This window comes from Microbacterium sp. GbtcB4 (assembly GCF_019091465.1).
Lineage (GTDB): Bacteria > Actinomycetota > Actinomycetes > Actinomycetales > Microbacteriaceae > Microbacterium > Microbacterium paraoxydans.
Map to the genome: position 1 here is coordinate 24,941 of NZ_JAGXJJ010000003.1, position 16,909 is coordinate 41,849.

Here is a 16,909-nt window from a genome sequence, read left to right on the forward strand (position 1 = left end):
CTTCCTTAGGAGTATTCGTGACTCTTCAGACCGTCATCCTCGCAGCCGGAATGGGCTCCCGCCTCGGCCGTGCGCTGCCCAAGCCGCTCACCGAGCTCAACGACGGCCGCACGATCATGGGCCAGCAGCACGACAACATCCGGGCCGCTTTCGGATCCGACGCGCGCATCACGACGGTCGTGGGCTACCGCGCGGAGACCATCATCGAGGCCTTCCCCTCCGTGAACTACGTCCACAACGACCGCTACGACGAGACCAACACCTCGAAGAGCCTGCTGCGCGCCCTGAGCGCCACCGGCAAGAGCGGCGTGCTGTGGATGAACGGCGACGTCGTCTTCGACCCGATGATCCTCGGTCGCGCCGCCGCGTACATCGAGCGTGACCAGTCGTTCGTCACCGTCAACACCGCCAAGGTCAGCGATGAAGAGGTGAAGTACACCGTCACCGCGGAAGGCTTCATCAAGGAGCTGTCGAAGTCCGTCAAGGGCGGTCTCGGCGAGGCCGTCGGCATCAACTACATCTCCTCCGGCTTCAAGAAGGCGTTCATGCGCCAGCTGCAGCGGGTTGAGGATCAGGACTACTTCGAGCGGGGTCTCGAGCTGGCGATCGCCGAGGACGGCCTGCTGCTCGAGCCGATGGATGTCTCCGACCTGTACGCGGTCGAAGTCGACTTCGCGGAAGACCTGGAGCGCGCGAACCTCTTCGTGTGACGATCCCCTCCGAGAGCCCCGTTCCGCCACGGACCGGGGCTCTCGGTGTTTTCGCGGTCGCGCTTCATAGGATCGGCACATGGCCCCCAAGGTGCACAAGATCCACTCCCTGCCGGACGACGCCCCGTGGGACAAGGGCGTGCCGCCGGTCGGCTCCCCCGAACACCCGATGATGGTCCGCGGGCTCGATCGGGTGCTGTCGATCCAGCGCCCGCTGGTGCTCGCCCACATCCGCAGCATCCGGCTCCGCAACCCGCACGCGACCCCCGACGAGATCATCCGGATCCTGGAGCGCCGCTATCTCGCAGCCGTCACGACGGGCGGGGCCGCGGTGGGGGCGACCGCGGTGGTCCCCGGTATCGGCACAGGCATCACGCTCGCCCTCTCCGGGGTCGAGACGGTGGGATTCGTGGAATCCACGGCCCTCTTCGCGCAGTCGGTCGCCGAGGTGCACGGCATCGCGGTGGGAAACCCCGACCGCGCTCGCGCACTGGTCATGACCCTCATGCTCGGCAAGGAGGGCGTCGACCTCGTCGGGCAGCTCGCGCGGCAGGTCACCGGTCGCGGCAGCAGCCGGTCGGCGTACTGGGGCGAGCTGGTGACGAAGTCGCTGCCGCGCGCCGCCGTGGGGCCGCTCGTGGACCAGCTCAAGGGGATGTTCGTGAAGCAGTTCGCGGCCAAGGGCGGGGCTTCCTTCATCGGCAAGGCGATGCCGTTCGGGATCGGCGCGGCGATCGGCGGCGCAGGCAACCACATCCTCGGACGCCGCGTGCTCACCACTTCCCACCGGGCCTTCGGAGCCGCACCGCTCACCCTCCCCGCGGAGCTGGAGCCCGTGCCGGGCGCCGAGAAGGTGGAGCTGCGGATGCTGCGCGGAGCGCGCTACGCCGGCAACGCGGTCGCGGGAGCCGCGGGCACCGTGGCACGCGGCGCAGGATGGGTCGGGCACCGCGTCGGCGAGATCGCCGGTCGCCGACGCGAGCACCCTACGGAGGAACTCGACGCCGGTCCCGCCGATGGCGATCATGGGCTGCCGCCGCGACCGGGTTCGGACACGACCGCGGGGTGAGCGAGCGCGCACCTCGCCAAAGGATCCGCCGCCCCGTTGTGCCGATCATCCAACGGACGGCGCGAAGCCGACGCTAGGGTGGAATCCGTGACGGACAAGCCCGACCCCTTTACCACCGCCGGAAAGATCGCGGACCTGCGCGCTCGCTACACCGAGGCCGTCGTCGACGCCGAGGCGAAGGCGAAGGAGAAGCAGCACGCCAAGGGCAAGATGACCGCCCGCGAGCGCATCGAGCTCCTCGTCGACCCCGGCAGCTTCGTCGAGTTCGACGAGTACGTGCGCCACCGCACCACCGCGTTCGGCATGGACCGCTCGCGTCCATACGGCGACTCCGTGGTGACCGGCGTCGGCACCATCCACGGCCGCACCGTCGCCGTGTACTCGCAGGACTTCTCCACCTTCGGCGGGTCGCTGGGCGAGGTCGCCGGCGAGAAGATCGTGAAGATCATGGAGTTCGCCCTGGCCGGCGGGATGCCGTGCATCGGCATCCTCGACTCCGGCGGCGCCCGCATCCAGGAGGGTGTCGTCGCGCTCGGCAAGTACGGCGAGATCTTCCGCCTGAACACCCGTGCCTCCGGCGTGATCCCGCAGATCTCGATCATCATGGGCCCGGCGGCCGGTGGCGCGGTGTACTCCCCCGCCCTCACCGACTTCGTCATCATGGTCGACAAGACCAGCCAGATGTTCGTCACCGGACCCGACGTGATCAAGACCGTCACCGGCGAGGACGTCGGCATGGAGGAGCTCGGCGGCGCCTACACGCACAACACCCGCTCCGGCGTCGCGCACTACCTCGCCGAGGACGAGGACGACGCGATCGACTACGCGCGCACGCTCCTCGGCTTCCTGCCCGACAACAACATGGCGGAGCTGCCCTCCTACGAGAGCGCGTTCGAGTTCGAGACCACGGACGCGGACCGCACGCTCAACACGCTCATCCCGGACTCCCCGAACCAGCCGTACGACATCCACACCGTGATCGAGCATGTCGTGGACGACGGCGACTTCCTCGAGGTGCAGCCGCTGTTCGCGCCGAACATCGTCATCGGCTTCGGACGCATCGAGGGCCGCTCGGTCGGCATCATCGCCAACCAGCCCTCGCAGATGGCGGGCACGCTCAACATCGAGGCGGGCGAGAAGGCGAGTCGGTTCGTGCGCTTCTGCGACGCGTTCTCGCTGCCGATCGTGACCCTCGTCGACGTCCCCGGCTACCTGCCGGGAACCGACCAGGAGTGGACCGGCGTCATCCGCCGCGGTGCCAAGCTCCTGTACGCCTATGCCGAGGCCACCGTGCCGCTCGTGACGGTGATCCTGCGCAAGGCCTACGGCGGCGCGTACATCGTCATGGGCTCGAAGCAGCTCGGCGCCGACGTGAACCTCGCCTGGCCCACCGCGGAGATCGCCGTGATGGGCGGCCAGGGCGCCGTCAACATCCTCTACCGCGGGGAGATCCGCAAGGCGGAGGAAGCGGGCGAAGACGTGGCGGCGGTCCGCACGCGCCTCGCGAACGAGTACACCTACAACGTGGCCTCGCCCTTCCTCGCGGCCGAGCGCGGCGAGCTCGACGGGATCATCGAGCCGGCGAACACGCGGGTGGCCATCGCGAAGGCCCTGCGGGCGTTGCGGGGCAAGCGTGCCGAACTGCCCCCGAAGAAGCACGGGAACATCCCGCTGTGAGCGGCCAGGAACCTGCCGTCGACGGGGCGGCGCCCGCGCCCGTGATGCTGGAGGTCACCCGCGGCACCGCGACCGAGGAGGAGCTCGCTGCCCTCATCGCGGTTCTGGGGGACGCCTATGCGAACGAGCAGGCGGAGGCGACGGTCGAGGAGCCGCGGGTCTCCGCGTGGACCCGCACGCAGCGTCCGCTGCGTCGGCCGCTGCGCCGGGACATCCCCTGGGGACGTTTCGCCGGCTGAGGCCGGTGGCGGACTTTGTCCCCCAAAATACCTACAGACAACCGTTGCACGGGACCGCAGACTAGAGGAGACGCTTCGCGTTCGGCTGGTCTCTCTGTCCCAGGGTAGACAGACGCTGATCGGCCACCAGCGGACGGTTTTCGGGTAACTGTCCGCACGGCGAGGGGCAGGCGGATTCGCCGCCCCTCGCCCACTCTCAGCTCCGCGCGTCGGACGTCGTCCCGCGCCGCTCCCTCGTGATCTCGTGCCACAGGTCCACGGAATCGTCGTCCGATGCCCGCAGACCCGCGCGACCGACGACGGTGACGGCGACGAGCGGGTCTCGTGCGGAGCGGATGATGATGCGCCCGGTCCCGGCGCTACGGAGCACCGACGCGAGCTCGTCGCGGATCTCCATGCGTCGGCCCTCGTCGACGCCGTCGAGACCCCCCTCGTCGAACACCGTCACGGAGGCGCCGTGGCGGCGCGCGGCGTCGATCGCGTTACGGACGTCGTCGTTCAGGAGGTCCGCACCACGCAGCTCGTCGCGTAGACGCCCCTCCGCGAGCCGGGCCTCCAGCCGCTCATCGTCGTCGAGCTGGCCGCGTGACGCCACCACCCGGCTGAGCACGGGGCCCGCGACGGCGAGGGCGAACTGGGTGCGGAGGCGACGCTCGCGCTGGCGCACCCGTTGCGTCGCGTGCCAGGCCGAGACCGCCTGCTGGATCTCCGACAGGCGCTCCGTGTCGCTCACGGCGCGGTCCCAGAACATCACCAGGAGCTGGGCGACCGCGACCCACATGATCGACCCCACCACTCCGAGATTCATCGCCACCCCCAGGCCCAGGGCGAGGGATGCCGCGACCACGAGCACAGCGAGCGCCGCCCAGCCCGCCCACGCGCGGCGACGGACCACGCAGACGATGCCGAGCAGACCGAGGGCGCCGATGTACCAGGTGGCGAAGGGCGCCGTCCGATCGTCGGGGTCCAGCGAGAGAGTGACCAGCCCCGGGATGATCGTGCTCGCTCCGAGGGCGAGGAGCGCCGACCACAGCGGCATGCGCACCGTGGCCGGACTCCCGAGGATCGCGATGTTCACCACCACGAGGTACACGGCGATGGCGAGGACCATGAGCAGCGGAGCCGTCGGCTGCTCGATCCACCAGATCCCGCGTGCGACGAAGTACAGCGCGAAGCCGACGGCGAGCGTGGTGGCGACGCTGCGGACGGTCCGGTTCATGAGCGCTCCCACCCCAGGGTCACGACGGTGCCTTCCGCGTCCGAGGAGATGTGCGCGGTCCCGGCCACACCGGCCATGCGGGCGAGGATCGAGGCGCGGATGCCGAGCCGGTCGGGACCGATGGCGTCGACGTCGAAGCCGCCGCCCGTGTCCGAGATCGTCACGGCGATGCCCTCGTCACCGTGACCGACGACGAGGATGTGCAGACCTCGACCGTGGGCGTGCGCGACCGCGTTCCCGATCGCCTGGCGGGCGGCGAGCACGAGCGCTCGCGCGGCACGCCCCGGGATGAGGCCGCTGCCGCCGCGCTCCTCTACGATGGCGTCCGCGCCCAGTTCGGAGAGCGCTCGTCGCAGCTCCACGACGATCTGCGCGGCCCCCACCGGCTCGTCGCTGCCCTCCTCCGCGACCGCGGCCTCGGTGTTCGCGAGTCGCGTGAGGGCCTCCCTGGCCATCGCCACGGCGAGCTCCCGTGCGCGCTCGCCCTCCGCGCGCTCGGCGGCGATGAGAGCGGCCAGGACGCTGTCGTGCATGAGCGCCGACATGGCGACCCTCTCCTCCTCCGCAGCCGCGGTCGCGGCTGCCGTCGCGTACGAGGCCACGGCGGTCCCCCGCGCCTCGTCGACGCCCGCGGCGACCGAGCGGAACATCCAGCCGAGCGAGACGATCACGACACCGAGGATCAGGGTGAAGGAGACGTCGAACGCCGTCGTCACCCAGAACTCCCGGGAGAACTCCCCCTGCACCAGACGCACGTATCCGTACACGAAGGGCACGCCGACGGCCCACGCGAACTGCAGCCGCACGGGGAAGGCGAGCATCGCCGCCACCACGCCCACGTTCACGAGGAAGAAGATCCACGGCTGGTCGCCCGCCACCTTGTCCGTGGGGTCGACGACGATGGGCCACGCTGCGAGCGCGAGCAGATACACGACGGCGAACACCCCCGCGGCCAGGCGCACGCCGCGTCCGATCAGACAGGCGACGAGCATCGCCGTCAGCGGTACGAAGACGCCAACGAGCATCGAGATGTGCGGCGCGTCTGCGCGGGACATCGTCTGCACGGCCGCGATCAGGGCCTGCGCCCCGAGCACGGCCGACCCCAGCGCGACGACGATCGCGAGGATGCGCTCCATCCGCTTGCCGGTGAACCGCTCGAAGCCGTTCTCCGCGCTGCCGGGCGAAGGGATCTTGCTCCAGGCGTCGCGAACGCTCAGCGGCTCAGCGGGCACTCGGCGCCCCGTCGGCCGTCACGATGCCGTCCTCCATCGCGCGCCGCAGCAGATCGACCTTGGTGGGCGCCGGCCGACCGACCTCGACGTACTTCACCCGGATCCGGGTGATGTTCTCCTTCGCCGTGGAGTATGCGACGCCGAGACGTTCGGCCACGGCCTTCAGCGGCAGGCCCGTCGCGTACAGACGCAGCACCTCCCGCTCGCGGCTGGACAGCTGCGCGTCGGCGAACGCGCGGTCGCCCTCGACCGCACTCGCCCATTCGACGTTGTTCAGCGCCTCGCCCTGCGCCACGGTGCGGATCGCGTCCAGCACGTCGTCGAGGGCCGACGACTTGCTGACGACACCGGCCGCGCCCGCCGCCAGGGCCTCTCGCACTGCTGCGGGCCGGTCGGCGACACTGTGGATCACGACGCTGGCGCCGTCGGCGACGAGGGACACGACGTTCTCCGTCACCGTCGTCCCGTCCCCCAGCGTCAGGTCGAGCACGACGACGTCGGCCGGCGGGGCGCCCGTGGAGGACCGCCACACGAGGTAGGAGCCGACCGTGCTCCCGGTGAACACGACGGTCTGCCCGTCCCTGGCGCACGCGGCCTCGAGGCCGAGGCGGACGGACTCGTGGTCGTCGATGAGGGCGACGGTGCTCATGCCCACAGCCTAGTGAGTCGCGGACCGGGGACCGGGAATGCGCTCACCGGGTGAGCAGGGCGACGACCTCGAAGTGATGCGAGTGCGGGAACAGGTCGAACCCGCGGAGCGCGTCGACCCGCCACCCCAGGCCCCGGAAGGTACCGAGGTCGCGCGCGAGGGCGACCGGGTCGCAGGCGACGTAGGCGATCGCGGACGGAGCAAGCGCATGCACGCCCTCCACGACCGCGCGTCCGGCGCCGGACCGGGGCGGGTCGAGCACCACCGCCCCCGTCGCGCCCCCGCGTCGCGGCTGCTGCAGGAAGCGGTCGACCCGGGCCGTGACGGCGGTCACCTCGAGCGGGGCCAGGTTCGCGGCGGCGTGCTGCGTCGCGCGGCGGCTGGATTCGACGGTCACGACGTCGGTGCCGCCGAGATCCGCGAGAGTCCGCGCGAACAGACCCACACCGCCGTACAGGTCGTAGTGCGTCGCGTCCGGCTCCACGTGTCCGTCGAGCAGCCCGTACACGGCGCCGTCGAGGACGGAGGCGGCGCGGGGGTGCACCTGCCAGAATCCGCCGGCGTCGACGTCGAACGTGCGGTCGCCGACGCGCTCCTGCACCACCTCGGGCTTCGGCCGGGGGCGGCGGTCCCTGGGATCCCGGCGCTCGGCCTCGGGATGCCGGAGGATGCGCACGCGGCCGTCCGCGGGCTCCACGAGCTCGATGCGCCCGGGCTTCTCGCCCCGCAGGGCCAGGGCGGCCTCGGCGATCGCGGGGCGGGCGAGCGGGTAGGTCGAGACAGGCACGACGCGGTGGCTGCGGGCGGCGAAGGGACCGATCCTCCCGGCATCGTCGACGTGCAGGGTCACCCGCGTGCGCCACCCCGTCCCGTCGCCGGACTCCACGGCCTCGATCTCCGGGGCCTCGAGCCCGGGACCGGCGAAGCGATCGAACGCCTCTGCCAGCACCTGTCGCTTGAGCGCGCGCTGGTGGTCGAGCTCGATGTGCCCGAGGTCGGCGCCGCCGGGTCGCTGGGCGGGGTCGTGCGCGACGTCCGCCTCCGGCCAGATGTGCGGCCGGCGATGCGGGGAGGCGTCGAGGACCTCGAGCGTCTCGGCGCGCCAGAAGCTCCGTGTGTCCGGCTCCCCGGCGGCGGGGGACGGATCCAGCAGGCGGGCACGGACGCGCTCGCCCGGGATCGCGTCCGAGACGAAGACCACGCGTCCCTCGTGACGGGCGATGAAGGTGCCTCCGTGGGCGATGCCGGTGATGTCGAGATCGAGCACGTCGGCTGCGGAGGAAGTCATCCTTCGAGGATACGGTGGTCTCCATGCGCGTCTGCCTCGCCTCCACCTCCCCCGCCCGGCTCATGCTGCTGCGTCAGGCCGGCGTCGAACCGCTCACGCTGTCGCCGGAGGTGGACGAGGACGCCCTGGCCGCCGCCGCAGAGGAGCGCATGGGTCCCCTCGCACCCGCCGACCTCGTGCTGCTGCTCGCCCGCGCCAAGGCCGCCGCCGTCGCCGAACGGCTGGCCGCCGAGGGCGTGTTCGACGGCATCGTCATCGGCGGGGACTCGATGTTCGCCCTCGGGGACCGGGTGTACGGCAAGCCCTACACGCCGGAGGAGGCCACGCGCCGGTGGCAGGAGATGCGCGGCGCCACGGGGGTGCTGCACTCCGGGCACTCCGTGTTCCGTGTCTCCCCCGGCGCGGCTCTCGTCGAGGCGACGGCCGTCGCGGAGGCCGCCGTGACGTTCACCGATGACATCAGCGATGAGGAGATCGCCGCGTACGTGGCATCAGGGGAGCCGCTGCACGTCGCGGGAGCCTTCACCGTGGACAGCCTCGGCGGCGCCTTCATCACCCGGGTCGAGGGCGATCCCTCCACCGTGGTGGGCATGTCGCTGTCCACCGTGCGCCGCCTCGCTGCCGACCTCGGGGTCCGGTGGACGGATCTGTGGTCGTAGACTCCCCTCCACGTTTTTCCCTCTTTCTTGTCGAGAGTCGTCAAAAGTATCGGGATGCTACTCGCTAGGCTGGCAACCATGCCTGAAATCGCGAAGGTGCTCGTCGCCAACCGCGGCGAGATCGCCGTCCGCATCGTCCGTGCCGCTCGTGACTCCGGGATCGCCTCGGTCGCCGTCTACGCCGACCAGGACAGGGACGCGCTGCATGTGCGCCTGGCCGACGAGGCGTACGCGCTCGGTGGCGCGACCAGCGCCGAGACGTACCTCCAGATCGAGAAGATCCTCTCCGTCGCCCGCCGCGCCGGTGCCGACGCCGTGCACCCCGGCTACGGCTTCCTCGCGGAGAACGCCGAGTTCGCGCGCGCGGTGATCGACGCCGGGATGATCTGGATCGGCCCCTCCCCGGAGGCGATCGAGGCGCTCGGCGACAAGGTCACCGCCCGCCACGTGGCCGAGAAGGTCGGCGCGCCCCTCGCGCCCGGCACCCCCGGCCCCGTCTCCGGTGCCGACGAGGTCGTCGCCTTCGCGCAGGAGTACGGTCTGCCGATCGCCATCAAGGCGGCCTACGGCGGCGGCGGACGCGGGCTCAAGGTCGCCCGCGAGCTCGACGAGGTCGAGGAGCTGTTCGAATCCGCCACCCGCGAGGCCGTCGCCGCGTTCGGCCGCGGCGAGTGCTTCGTGGAGAAGTACCTCGACAAGCCCCGCCACGTCGAGACCCAGTGCCTCGCCGACGCCGAGGGCAACGTCGTCATCATCTCGACCCGCGACTGCTCGCTGCAGCGCCGGCACCAGAAGCTCGTGGAGGAGGCGCCGGCCCCGTTCCTCACGCCCGAGCAGAACGAGAAGCTCTACTCGGCGTCCAAGGCCATCCTCAAGGAGGTCGGCTACGTCGGCGCGGGCACGTGCGAGTTCCTCATCGGCGCCGATGGCACGGTCTCCTTCCTCGAGGTGAACACCCGCCTCCAGGTCGAGCACCCTGTGTCCGAGGAGGTCACCGGGATCGACCTCGTCCGCGAGCAGTTCCGCATCGCCGCCGGCGGCACGATCGACTACGACGACCCCCAGCCGCAGGGTCACTCCATCGAGTTCCGCATCAACGGCGAGGACCCGGGTCGCGGATTCCTCCCCCAGCCCGGCCCCATCCACGTCTTCAAGACCTTCGGCGGCCCCGGCATCCGCCTCGACTCCGGCGTCACCGCCGGGGACGCGGTGTCCGGCGCGTTCGACTCGCTGCTCGCCAAGATCATCGTCACCGGCAAGGACCGCGCCGAGGCCCTGGAGCGCGCGCGGCGGGCTCTGGACGAGTTCGAGGTCGCGGGTCTGCCCACCGTCATCCCGTTCCACCGCAAGGTCGTCCGCGACCCCGCCTTCACGGCGGAGGACGGGACGTTCGGGGTCTACACGCGCTGGATCGAGACCGAGTTCGACAACGACATCCCCGCGTGGGACGGCGAGCTGGAGGCTCCGGCTCCGGCGAACGCCCGGCACACCGTGGTCGTCGAGGTCGGCGGCAAGCGCCTGGAGGTCAGCCTGCCCGATCGCGTCGCGGTCGCGCCCGGCACCACCGGCCGCCCGGCGGCCGTCCCGCCGTCGCGCCGCAGCCACGCCACGGTCGCCAACGCCGGGGCCTCCGGCGACGCGGTGAAGTCGCCGATGCAGGCCACGGTCGTCAAGGTCGCGGTCGAGGAGGGGCAGCAGGTCGTCAAGGGCGACCTCGTCGTCGTCCTCGAGGCGATGAAGATGGAGCAGCCGCTGCAGGCGCACAAGGACGGCGTCGTCGGCAACATCGACGCCGCCGCGGGCACCACGGTCTCCGCCGGTCACCAGCTCCTCACGATCTCCTGACACGAGACCCCGCTTTCACGCCGAGACCCCGGGCTGCAGATGTCTGCAGCCCGGGGTCTCGGCGATTGCGGGGGGTCTCGGGTCAGGAGATGTTCACGAGGTGCATCGCGCGGCTCGCGTCGGTGATGCTGCTCGAGAGCGAGGGGTACGCGGCGAAGACCCGCGAGACCTGGTCGACGGTGAGACGGCGCTCGACCGCGATCGCGATGGGGTAGATGAGCTCCGACGCCTTCGGGGCCACGATCACGCCGCCGATGACGGTGCCGGACCCCTTGCGGGCGATGAGCTTGACGAAGCCGTCCTTGATGCCCATCATCTTCGCGCGCGGGTTGGCGGCGAGCGGGAGCTTGTAGACCATGCCGTCGGCGAGGCCGTCCTCCACGTCCTTGACGCCGTAGCCGACGGTCGCGATCTCCGGCGCCGTGAAGATGTTGGAGGTGATCTTGATGAGCTCGAGCGGGATGACGATGTCGCCCAGCGCGTGGAACACCGCCGTCCGCCCCTGCATCGAGGCCACCGAGGCCAGCGGGAAGAAGTTCGTGCAGTCCCCCACCGCGTACACGTTCGGCACCGAGGTGCGCGCGACGCGGTTCACCCGGACGTGACCGGAGTCGTCGAGCTCGACGCCGGCCTCCTCCAGGCCGATGCCCGCAGTGTTCGGGATGGAGCCGACCGCCATGAGGCAGTGGCTGCCCTCGACCGTGCGGCCGTCCGACAGGGTCACGGTGACGCCGTCCCCGACGACCTCGACCTTCTCGGCCCGCGACTTGGACAGCACCTGCATGCCGCCGCGCTTGAACACCTTCTCCAGCACGCGCGCCGCATCCTGGTCCTCGCCGGGGAGCACCTGCTCGCGGCTGGAGACGAGCGTGACCTTCGCACCGAGGTTCATGTAGGCGGAGGCGAACTCCGCACCGGTCACTCCGGAGCCGACGACGATGAGGTGCTCGGGCAGCGCCTTCATGTCGTAGAGCTGAGTCCACGTGAGGATGCGCTTGCCGTCGGGCTTGGCGGAGTCGAGCTCGCGCGGCGAGGCGCCGACCGCGACGACGATGGTGTCGGCCTCGACGCGGTCGAAGTCCGTGCCGCGCTCGCCGGTGGAGACGACGATGGCGTTCGGACCCTCCAGCCGGCCGTGACCGGAGAGGATCCGCACGCCCGCATCGAGGAGGGTGGTGCGCATGTCCTCGGACTGCTGACCGGCCAGCGCCACGAGGCGCTTGTTCACGGCGGCGAGGTTGATGGCGATCTCCGGCTTGAGCGGCTTGCCGTTCTCGCCCTTGGCGTAGAAGTTCACGCCGAGGTCGCTGGCCTCGGAGATAGCGACCGCGGCGTCCGCCGTGGCGATGAGGCTCTTCGACGGCACGACGTCGGTGAGCACGGCCGAACCGCCGACACCGACGCGCTCGACGAGGGTGACCTCCGCTCCGAGCTGGGCGGCTGCCAGGGCCGCCTCGTAACCGCCGGGTCCGCCGCCGAGGACGGCGACGCGCTGAGTGCGCTCGAAAGTGGTGGAAGACATGCTCTCCATTCTTCCGCAATCCTGGCACCGGAGCCTGCCACTTCCTAGAGTGGATCCATGCCTGAAACCCACAGCAACCCCCTCGATGACCCCGCTGCGAACCCGTTCGAGGTCGCAGCCGAAGCCGCCGCCGACATCGCGCGGCTGACCGGCGTCGAGAAGCACGACATCGCCCTCACGCTCGGCAGCGGCTGGGGCAAGGCGGCCGACCTCATCGGCGAGACCGTGGCGACGATCCCCGCGACCGAGGTCACCGGATTCTCGAAGCCCGCTCTCGAGGGCCACGTCGGCACGCTGCGCAGCATCCGGACCCCGGGCGGGAAGAACGTCCTCGTCATCGGCGCCCGCACGCACTACTACGAGAACCACGGCGTGCGCCGGGTCGTGCACAGCGTCCGTACCGCCGCAGCTGCCGGCGCGAAGATCATGGTCCTCACCAACGGCGCGGGTGGCATCCGCGAGACGTGGAAGCCCGGTCAGCCGGTGCTGATCAGCGACCACATCAACCTCACCGCCGACTCGCCCCTGGAGGGCGCGACGTTCATCGACCTCACCGACCTGTACGCGAAGCGCCTGCGCGACATCGCCCGGACGGTCGACCCCACGCTCGACGAGGGCGTCTACACGCAGTTCCGCGGCCCGCACTACGAGACCCCGGCTGAGGTGCAGATGGCGAAGCACATCGGCGGCCACATCGTCGGCATGTCCACCGCGCTCGAGGCGATCGCCGCGCGCGAGGCCGGCATGGAGATCCTCGGGTTCTCACTCATCACGAACCTCGCCGCCGGCATCCAGCAGACGCCGCTCAGCCACGCCGAGGTCATCGAAGCCGGTCGCGAGGCGGAGCCGGTGATCTCCGCCCTGCTGGCCCGGGTGGTCGAGGCCCTGTGAGCGAGGAGCGGCTCGCCCAGGCCCGCGCCTGGTTGCGCCAGGACCCCGACCCGCAGACCCGCGACGAGCTCGCCGGCATCGTCACACGGGCCGCCTCCGGGGACGAGGCCGCCGCGGCGGAGCTCGACGACCGCTTCGGCAGTCGTCTCGCGTTCGGGACGGCGGGACTGCGCGGCGCCCTCGGGGCTGGGAGCAACCGGATGAACCGGGTGCTCGTCTCCCAGGCCGCGGCGGGCTTCGCGGCGTACCTGCGCGAGCGGGCCGCCGGGGCGACGCCGACGGTCGTTATCGGCTACGACGGACGCCGGAACTCCCGGGTGTTCGCCCAGGACTCCGCGGAGCTGTTCGCCGGGGCCGGCCTGCGCGCGATCCTGCTCCCCCGCCTGCTGCCGACACCCGTGCTGGCCTTCGCCGTGCGTCACCTCGGCGCCGATGCCGGCGTGATGGTGACCGCAAGCCACAACCCGCCCGACGACAACGGCTACAAGGTGTACCTCGGCGGCGCGGATGCCGGCTCGCAGATCGTCGCTCCCGCCGACGCCGAGATCGCCGCCCACATCCAGCGGATCGCGGACAGCGGCGACGTGCGGGCTCTGCCGCGGTCCACGGCCTACGAGACCGCGGGCGAGGATCTCGTCGAGGCCTACGTCGCCGCCACCGCCGCCGTCGCTCCGGCGCCCGCGGGAGCCCGCAGCCTCCGGTGGGTCTACACCGCGATGCACGGCGTCGGCTGGGAGACGGTCGCCCGCATCCTCGACGCCGCCGGCTACCCGCGGCCCGTCGTGGTCGACGAGCAGCTGCATCCGGACGCGACGTTCCGCACGGTGTCCTTCCCGAACCCGGAGGAGCCGGGGGCCATGGATCTCGCGTTCGCCACGGCCAGGCGGGCGAAGGCGGACTTCATCCTCGCCAATGACCCGGACGCCGACCGCCTCGCCGTGGCCGTCCCGGACGAGACCGCCGCGGACGGCTGGCGGCGTCTCACGGGCAACGAGGTCGGCCTGCTGCTCGGTGCCCGCGCCGCGCGCGCCGCGGCCGGCACTCCCGGGGCCTCGCTCGCGTGCTCGCTCGTCTCCTCCCCCGGGCTCGGCGCCATCGCCGCGCAGCACGGGCTGGACTTCCACGAGACGCTCACCGGCTTCAAGTGGATCTCCCGGGCGCCTGGCATCGTCTTCGGCTTCGAGGAGGCTCTGGGCTACCTCGTCAACCCCGAGACCGTGCGCGATAAGGACGGCATCTCCGCCGCGGTCGCCGTGCTCGGGCTGGCCGCCGAAGCCCAGGAGCGCGGGCTCACCCTCGCCGATCTCGTCCGCGAGGTCGGCGACACGTACGGGCACTTCGCGAGCGCGCAGGTGTCGGTGCGGGTGGCGGACCTGTCGCTCATCGGCACGGTGATGCTGTCGCTGCGCTCGCTTCCGCCCACGCAGATCGCGGGGCGTTCGATCGCGTCGGCCGAGGACCTGCTGCAGAGCGCTCCCGGGCAGCCCTCCGGCGACGTGCTGCGGTATCGGCTCTCGGACGGATCCCGGGTGATCGTCCGGCCGAGCGGCACGGAGCCGAAGCTCAAGGTGTACATCGACGCCACGGGTGATTCCGCCGAGGCGGCCGCAGCGGCCGTCGCCGAGCTGGAGGCGGGCGTCCGGGTCCTCCTGGACGAGCGCTCCTGACCATGCCCGTCCGCCACGTCGTCGTCAGCGCCCACAACGGCGTGCACGCACGACCGGTCGCGGAGCTCGTGCGCCTCGCGCAGGCGCACGAGCTCCCGGTCACGCTGCGCACCGCGGACGGCACGTCCGTGGATCTGCGCAGCGTCCTCGCGGTGATGGACCTCGCCCTCGCATCCGGCGACGCCGTGACCCTGGAGACGCCGGCCGGCCCGGCCTCGGAGAGCGTCCTCGACCAGCTCGCCCTCGTGCTCGCCCCCGACGCCTGAGCCTCAGCCGTCGATCACGGCGACGAGTTCGTCGAGGAAACCCTCGAAGGTCGCACTGCGCCGGACGATCCGCTGCACGCTCTCGCGCTCGCTGAACACCTCCACGAGCTGCTCGAAGACGGTCTGGAAGGCGGCGCGGTCGCTCTCGCTGAAGGCGGCCAGCGCGACGACCTGCACCCTTCCGTCGCCCCAGGCCGCCGACCCCTCCGCGACACCGAGCGCGATCGCCGTCCGAGCCGCGGTCATCTGCAGCGCGTGCGGCACGGCCAGCGCGTCGGTGAACGCCGTGGAGGACATGCGCTCCCGGACGATCGTGTTCTCCACGTAGTCGTCACCGATCAGGCCGGCCCGCACGAGCGGCGCGCCGAGCCGCCGGATGATGGCCTCCTCGCCGTCATCCGGGAGGGGATGCACGAAGGCGTCGGGGTGGAAGTAGCGCGCGAGCTCCTCCCGGAGCCGGGCGAGCCGTCGCCCCCGGCGCAGGCGCCCCGCGGCCTGCTGGATGCGGTCGACGTCCGCGTCGGTGAGGAACGGCTGGATGCGCACGAAGCGGTCGCCCGCGGCCCCGGGCTCGATCGTGCTCAGCACGAGGTCGGTGTCGAACGACGCCCAGTCCGGGTCGACGTTCGTGACGACGCTGGTGACCTCGATCGCGGAGCCCAGCGAGCGGTCCACGCTCGAGCGCAGGAGTTCGTGGAGCTCGTAGTAGCCCGGGCAGACGATGGTCGCGGTGAGGATGGACTCCGCCTTGCGGCTCCGTTCCAGCCGGCCACCGACGTGCATGGCGATGTAGGCGATCTCGTCATCGTGGATGGGCGTGCCGAGCCGGTCGTGCAGACCGCTCGCGATCGACACCGCGACCTCGAAGATCATCGGGTACGTCGTCTTCAGCGAGCGGGTGAGCGGATTCCGGGTGAGCGCACTCTCCTCGGCACGACGCAGGAGGTTCTGCACGTGCAGGGCGAGACGGAGCACGAACGTCTCGTCGACGAGGTCGACGCGGTAGTCCTCCGCGGCCCGCGCGATCTCCGCTCGGACCGCCGCCTCCACGTCCGGGGCGACGCCGCTGCGGGCGAGCTCCTGCGCCGCCTCGCCACCGGGGGCGACGATCCGGGTGAGGACCAGGGAGGCGAGGTGACCGCTGTCCCCCTCGCCAAGGACCACGGCGAAGTGCTCGGCCGCGAGGCGGGCGATCACCGCTCCCACCCGCGGGATCTCCGGTCGGGCTCCCACCGGCGGCGCGTCGAGGGCGCGCCCGGCGGCCACTCGCTCGGCGGCGATCGCGATGTGCAGCAGGACGTCGGCAATCGCGAGCTCGTTGACGTAGTAGCCGAGCTCGCCGAGCTCTCCCACCAGGGCGGACTTGAAGGGTCCGACTGCCTGCGCATCGACCGCGGTCCCGGAGAGGGCTCGCCGGAAGATCTCGGGGTGGAACGAGGCGTCGTCCATCTCGTCGTGCGCGAGGCGGCTGAGCAGCCGGCGCTGGGCAGCCTCGTCTCCGCGGAGCCGCACCCGCTCCCGTGCACGTTCGAGCGTCAGGTCGGTGCCGTCGAGGAGGCCGCGCACCCGCACGAGGTCCGCCTCCAGCGTCGCCTCGCTCACGTGCAGGGCGTCCGCCGTGTCGAAGACGTCGATCCCCTCCTCCTCGTCCAGCAGCAGCCGGACCAGGGCGTGCAGCCGTTCGCGGGGCGCGGAGTCGCCGCCCTGCCGCACCCGGAGCGCACCACGGGCGCCGGGGCCCGCCCGATAGCCCGCCGGGCCGGACTCGACGACCGCGGCGCCGGGCGTGCGGGCGTTCAGGGCCGCGACGTAGGAACGGATGCTCCGGGGCGTCACGCCGAGGAGGTCGGCCAGCGTGCCTGCGGTCGCCCAGCCCTCCTCGCGCAGCAGGGCGGCGAGGAGCTGGTCCTGACGCTGGCGCGACATGATCCCTCCGAGTTCCCGTGCTGACGGCACTGTCCGACTGCTCTCCATGA

15 protein-coding genes are annotated in these 16,909 nt (G+C 71.5%); 9 read left to right on the forward strand and 6 right to left on the reverse strand.

Annotated elements, in window-relative coordinates; all coding sequences use genetic code 11:
- Positions 1-17 precede the first annotated feature (17 nt).
- From KVS71_RS06020 to KVS71_RS06035, 4 genes are all read left to right on the forward strand, one after another.
- Complete coding sequence (locus KVS71_RS06020) at positions 18-710, forward strand: NTP transferase domain-containing protein (protein WP_060923420.1); 693 nt, start codon at positions 18-20, stop codon at positions 708-710.
- A gap of 79 nt (positions 711-789) precedes the next feature.
- Positions 790-1,779, forward strand: coding sequence for a hypothetical protein (locus KVS71_RS06025; RefSeq protein ID WP_254635518.1), 990 nt, complete (start codon positions 790-792; stop codon positions 1,777-1,779).
- A gap of 78 nt (positions 1,780-1,857) precedes the next feature.
- Positions 1,858-3,456: an acyl-CoA carboxylase subunit beta gene (locus tag KVS71_RS06030; RefSeq protein ID WP_060923418.1), complete on the forward strand. Its 1,599-nt coding sequence runs from the start codon at positions 1,858-1,860 to the stop codon at positions 3,454-3,456.
- Positions 3,453-3,695 (forward strand): acyl-CoA carboxylase subunit epsilon, encoded by a 243-nt coding sequence (locus KVS71_RS06035; protein WP_306304915.1) that lies wholly within the window; start codon positions 3,453-3,455, stop codon positions 3,693-3,695. The genes KVS71_RS06030 and KVS71_RS06035 overlap by 4 nt, the downstream gene beginning before the upstream one ends.
- 196 nt (positions 3,696-3,891) lie before the next feature.
- On the opposite strand, the gene KVS71_RS06040 is transcribed toward KVS71_RS06035, so the two are convergent.
- Genes KVS71_RS06040 through KVS71_RS06055 form a run of 4 tightly spaced genes read right to left on the reverse strand, consistent with a single transcriptional unit; the run spans position 3,892 to position 8,083 of the window.
- Positions 3,892-4,914, reverse strand: a complete 1,023-nt coding sequence (locus KVS71_RS06040) for a hypothetical protein (RefSeq protein ID WP_217584126.1) — start codon at positions 4,912-4,914, stop codon at positions 3,892-3,894.
- The gene (locus KVS71_RS06045; protein ID WP_083370891.1) at positions 4,911-6,146 is read right to left on the reverse strand and encodes a hypothetical protein; all 1,236 of its coding nucleotides are present in this window, start codon (positions 6,144-6,146) and stop codon (positions 4,911-4,913) included. Before KVS71_RS06045 ends, KVS71_RS06040 begins: the two co-directional genes overlap by 4 nt.
- On the reverse strand, positions 6,136-6,795 hold the full coding sequence (locus KVS71_RS06050) for a response regulator transcription factor (protein ID WP_144882506.1): 660 nt from the start codon (positions 6,793-6,795) through the stop codon (positions 6,136-6,138). The genes KVS71_RS06045 and KVS71_RS06050 overlap by 11 nt, the downstream gene beginning before the upstream one ends.
- 43 nt (positions 6,796-6,838) lie before the next feature.
- Complete coding sequence (locus KVS71_RS06055; RefSeq protein ID WP_144882505.1) at positions 6,839-8,083, reverse strand: class I SAM-dependent RNA methyltransferase; 1,245 nt, start codon at positions 8,081-8,083, stop codon at positions 6,839-6,841.
- A 23-nt stretch (positions 8,084-8,106) separates the two neighbouring features.
- Here KVS71_RS06055 and KVS71_RS06060 point away from each other — a divergent pair, with 23 nt between their 5' ends.
- The gene (locus tag KVS71_RS06060; RefSeq protein WP_217584127.1) at positions 8,107-8,742 is read left to right on the forward strand and encodes a Maf family protein; all 636 of its coding nucleotides are present in this window, start codon (positions 8,107-8,109) and stop codon (positions 8,740-8,742) included.
- A 78-nt stretch (positions 8,743-8,820) separates the two neighbouring features.
- On the forward strand, positions 8,821-10,587 hold the full coding sequence (locus tag KVS71_RS06065) for a biotin carboxylase N-terminal domain-containing protein (protein ID WP_083370892.1): 1,767 nt from the start codon (positions 8,821-8,823) through the stop codon (positions 10,585-10,587).
- An 82-nt stretch (positions 10,588-10,669) separates the two neighbouring features.
- Here the strand turns inward: KVS71_RS06065 and KVS71_RS06070 are convergent, their stop codons facing one another.
- Positions 10,670-12,118, reverse strand: coding sequence for an NAD(P)H-quinone dehydrogenase (locus KVS71_RS06070; RefSeq protein ID WP_060923621.1), 1,449 nt, complete (start codon positions 12,116-12,118; stop codon positions 10,670-10,672).
- Between the two features lie 48 nt (positions 12,119-12,166).
- On the opposite strand from KVS71_RS06070, the gene KVS71_RS06075 reads away from it, so the two are divergent.
- From KVS71_RS06075 to KVS71_RS06085, 3 genes are read left to right on the forward strand one after another with little or no spacing between them, the layout of a single operon-like run.
- Entirely contained in the window at positions 12,167-13,000 is an 834-nt protein-coding gene (locus KVS71_RS06075; protein WP_060923622.1) for a purine-nucleoside phosphorylase, read from the forward strand.
- A complete protein-coding gene (locus KVS71_RS06080; RefSeq protein WP_217584128.1) occupies positions 12,997-14,667 on the forward strand; it encodes a phospho-sugar mutase in 1,671 nt (556 codons plus the stop codon). Before KVS71_RS06075 ends, KVS71_RS06080 begins: the two co-directional genes overlap by 4 nt.
- Positions 14,668-14,669: 2 nt before the next feature.
- Positions 14,670-14,933 (forward strand): HPr family phosphocarrier protein, encoded by a 264-nt coding sequence (locus KVS71_RS06085; protein WP_105950168.1) that lies wholly within the window; start codon positions 14,670-14,672, stop codon positions 14,931-14,933.
- A gap of 3 nt (positions 14,934-14,936) precedes the next feature.
- Here the strand turns inward: KVS71_RS06085 and KVS71_RS06090 are convergent, their stop codons facing one another.
- Positions 14,937-16,859, reverse strand: a complete 1,923-nt coding sequence (locus KVS71_RS06090; protein WP_144882502.1) for a PRD domain-containing protein — start codon at positions 16,857-16,859, stop codon at positions 14,937-14,939.
- Positions 16,860-16,909: the final 50 nt, after the last annotated feature.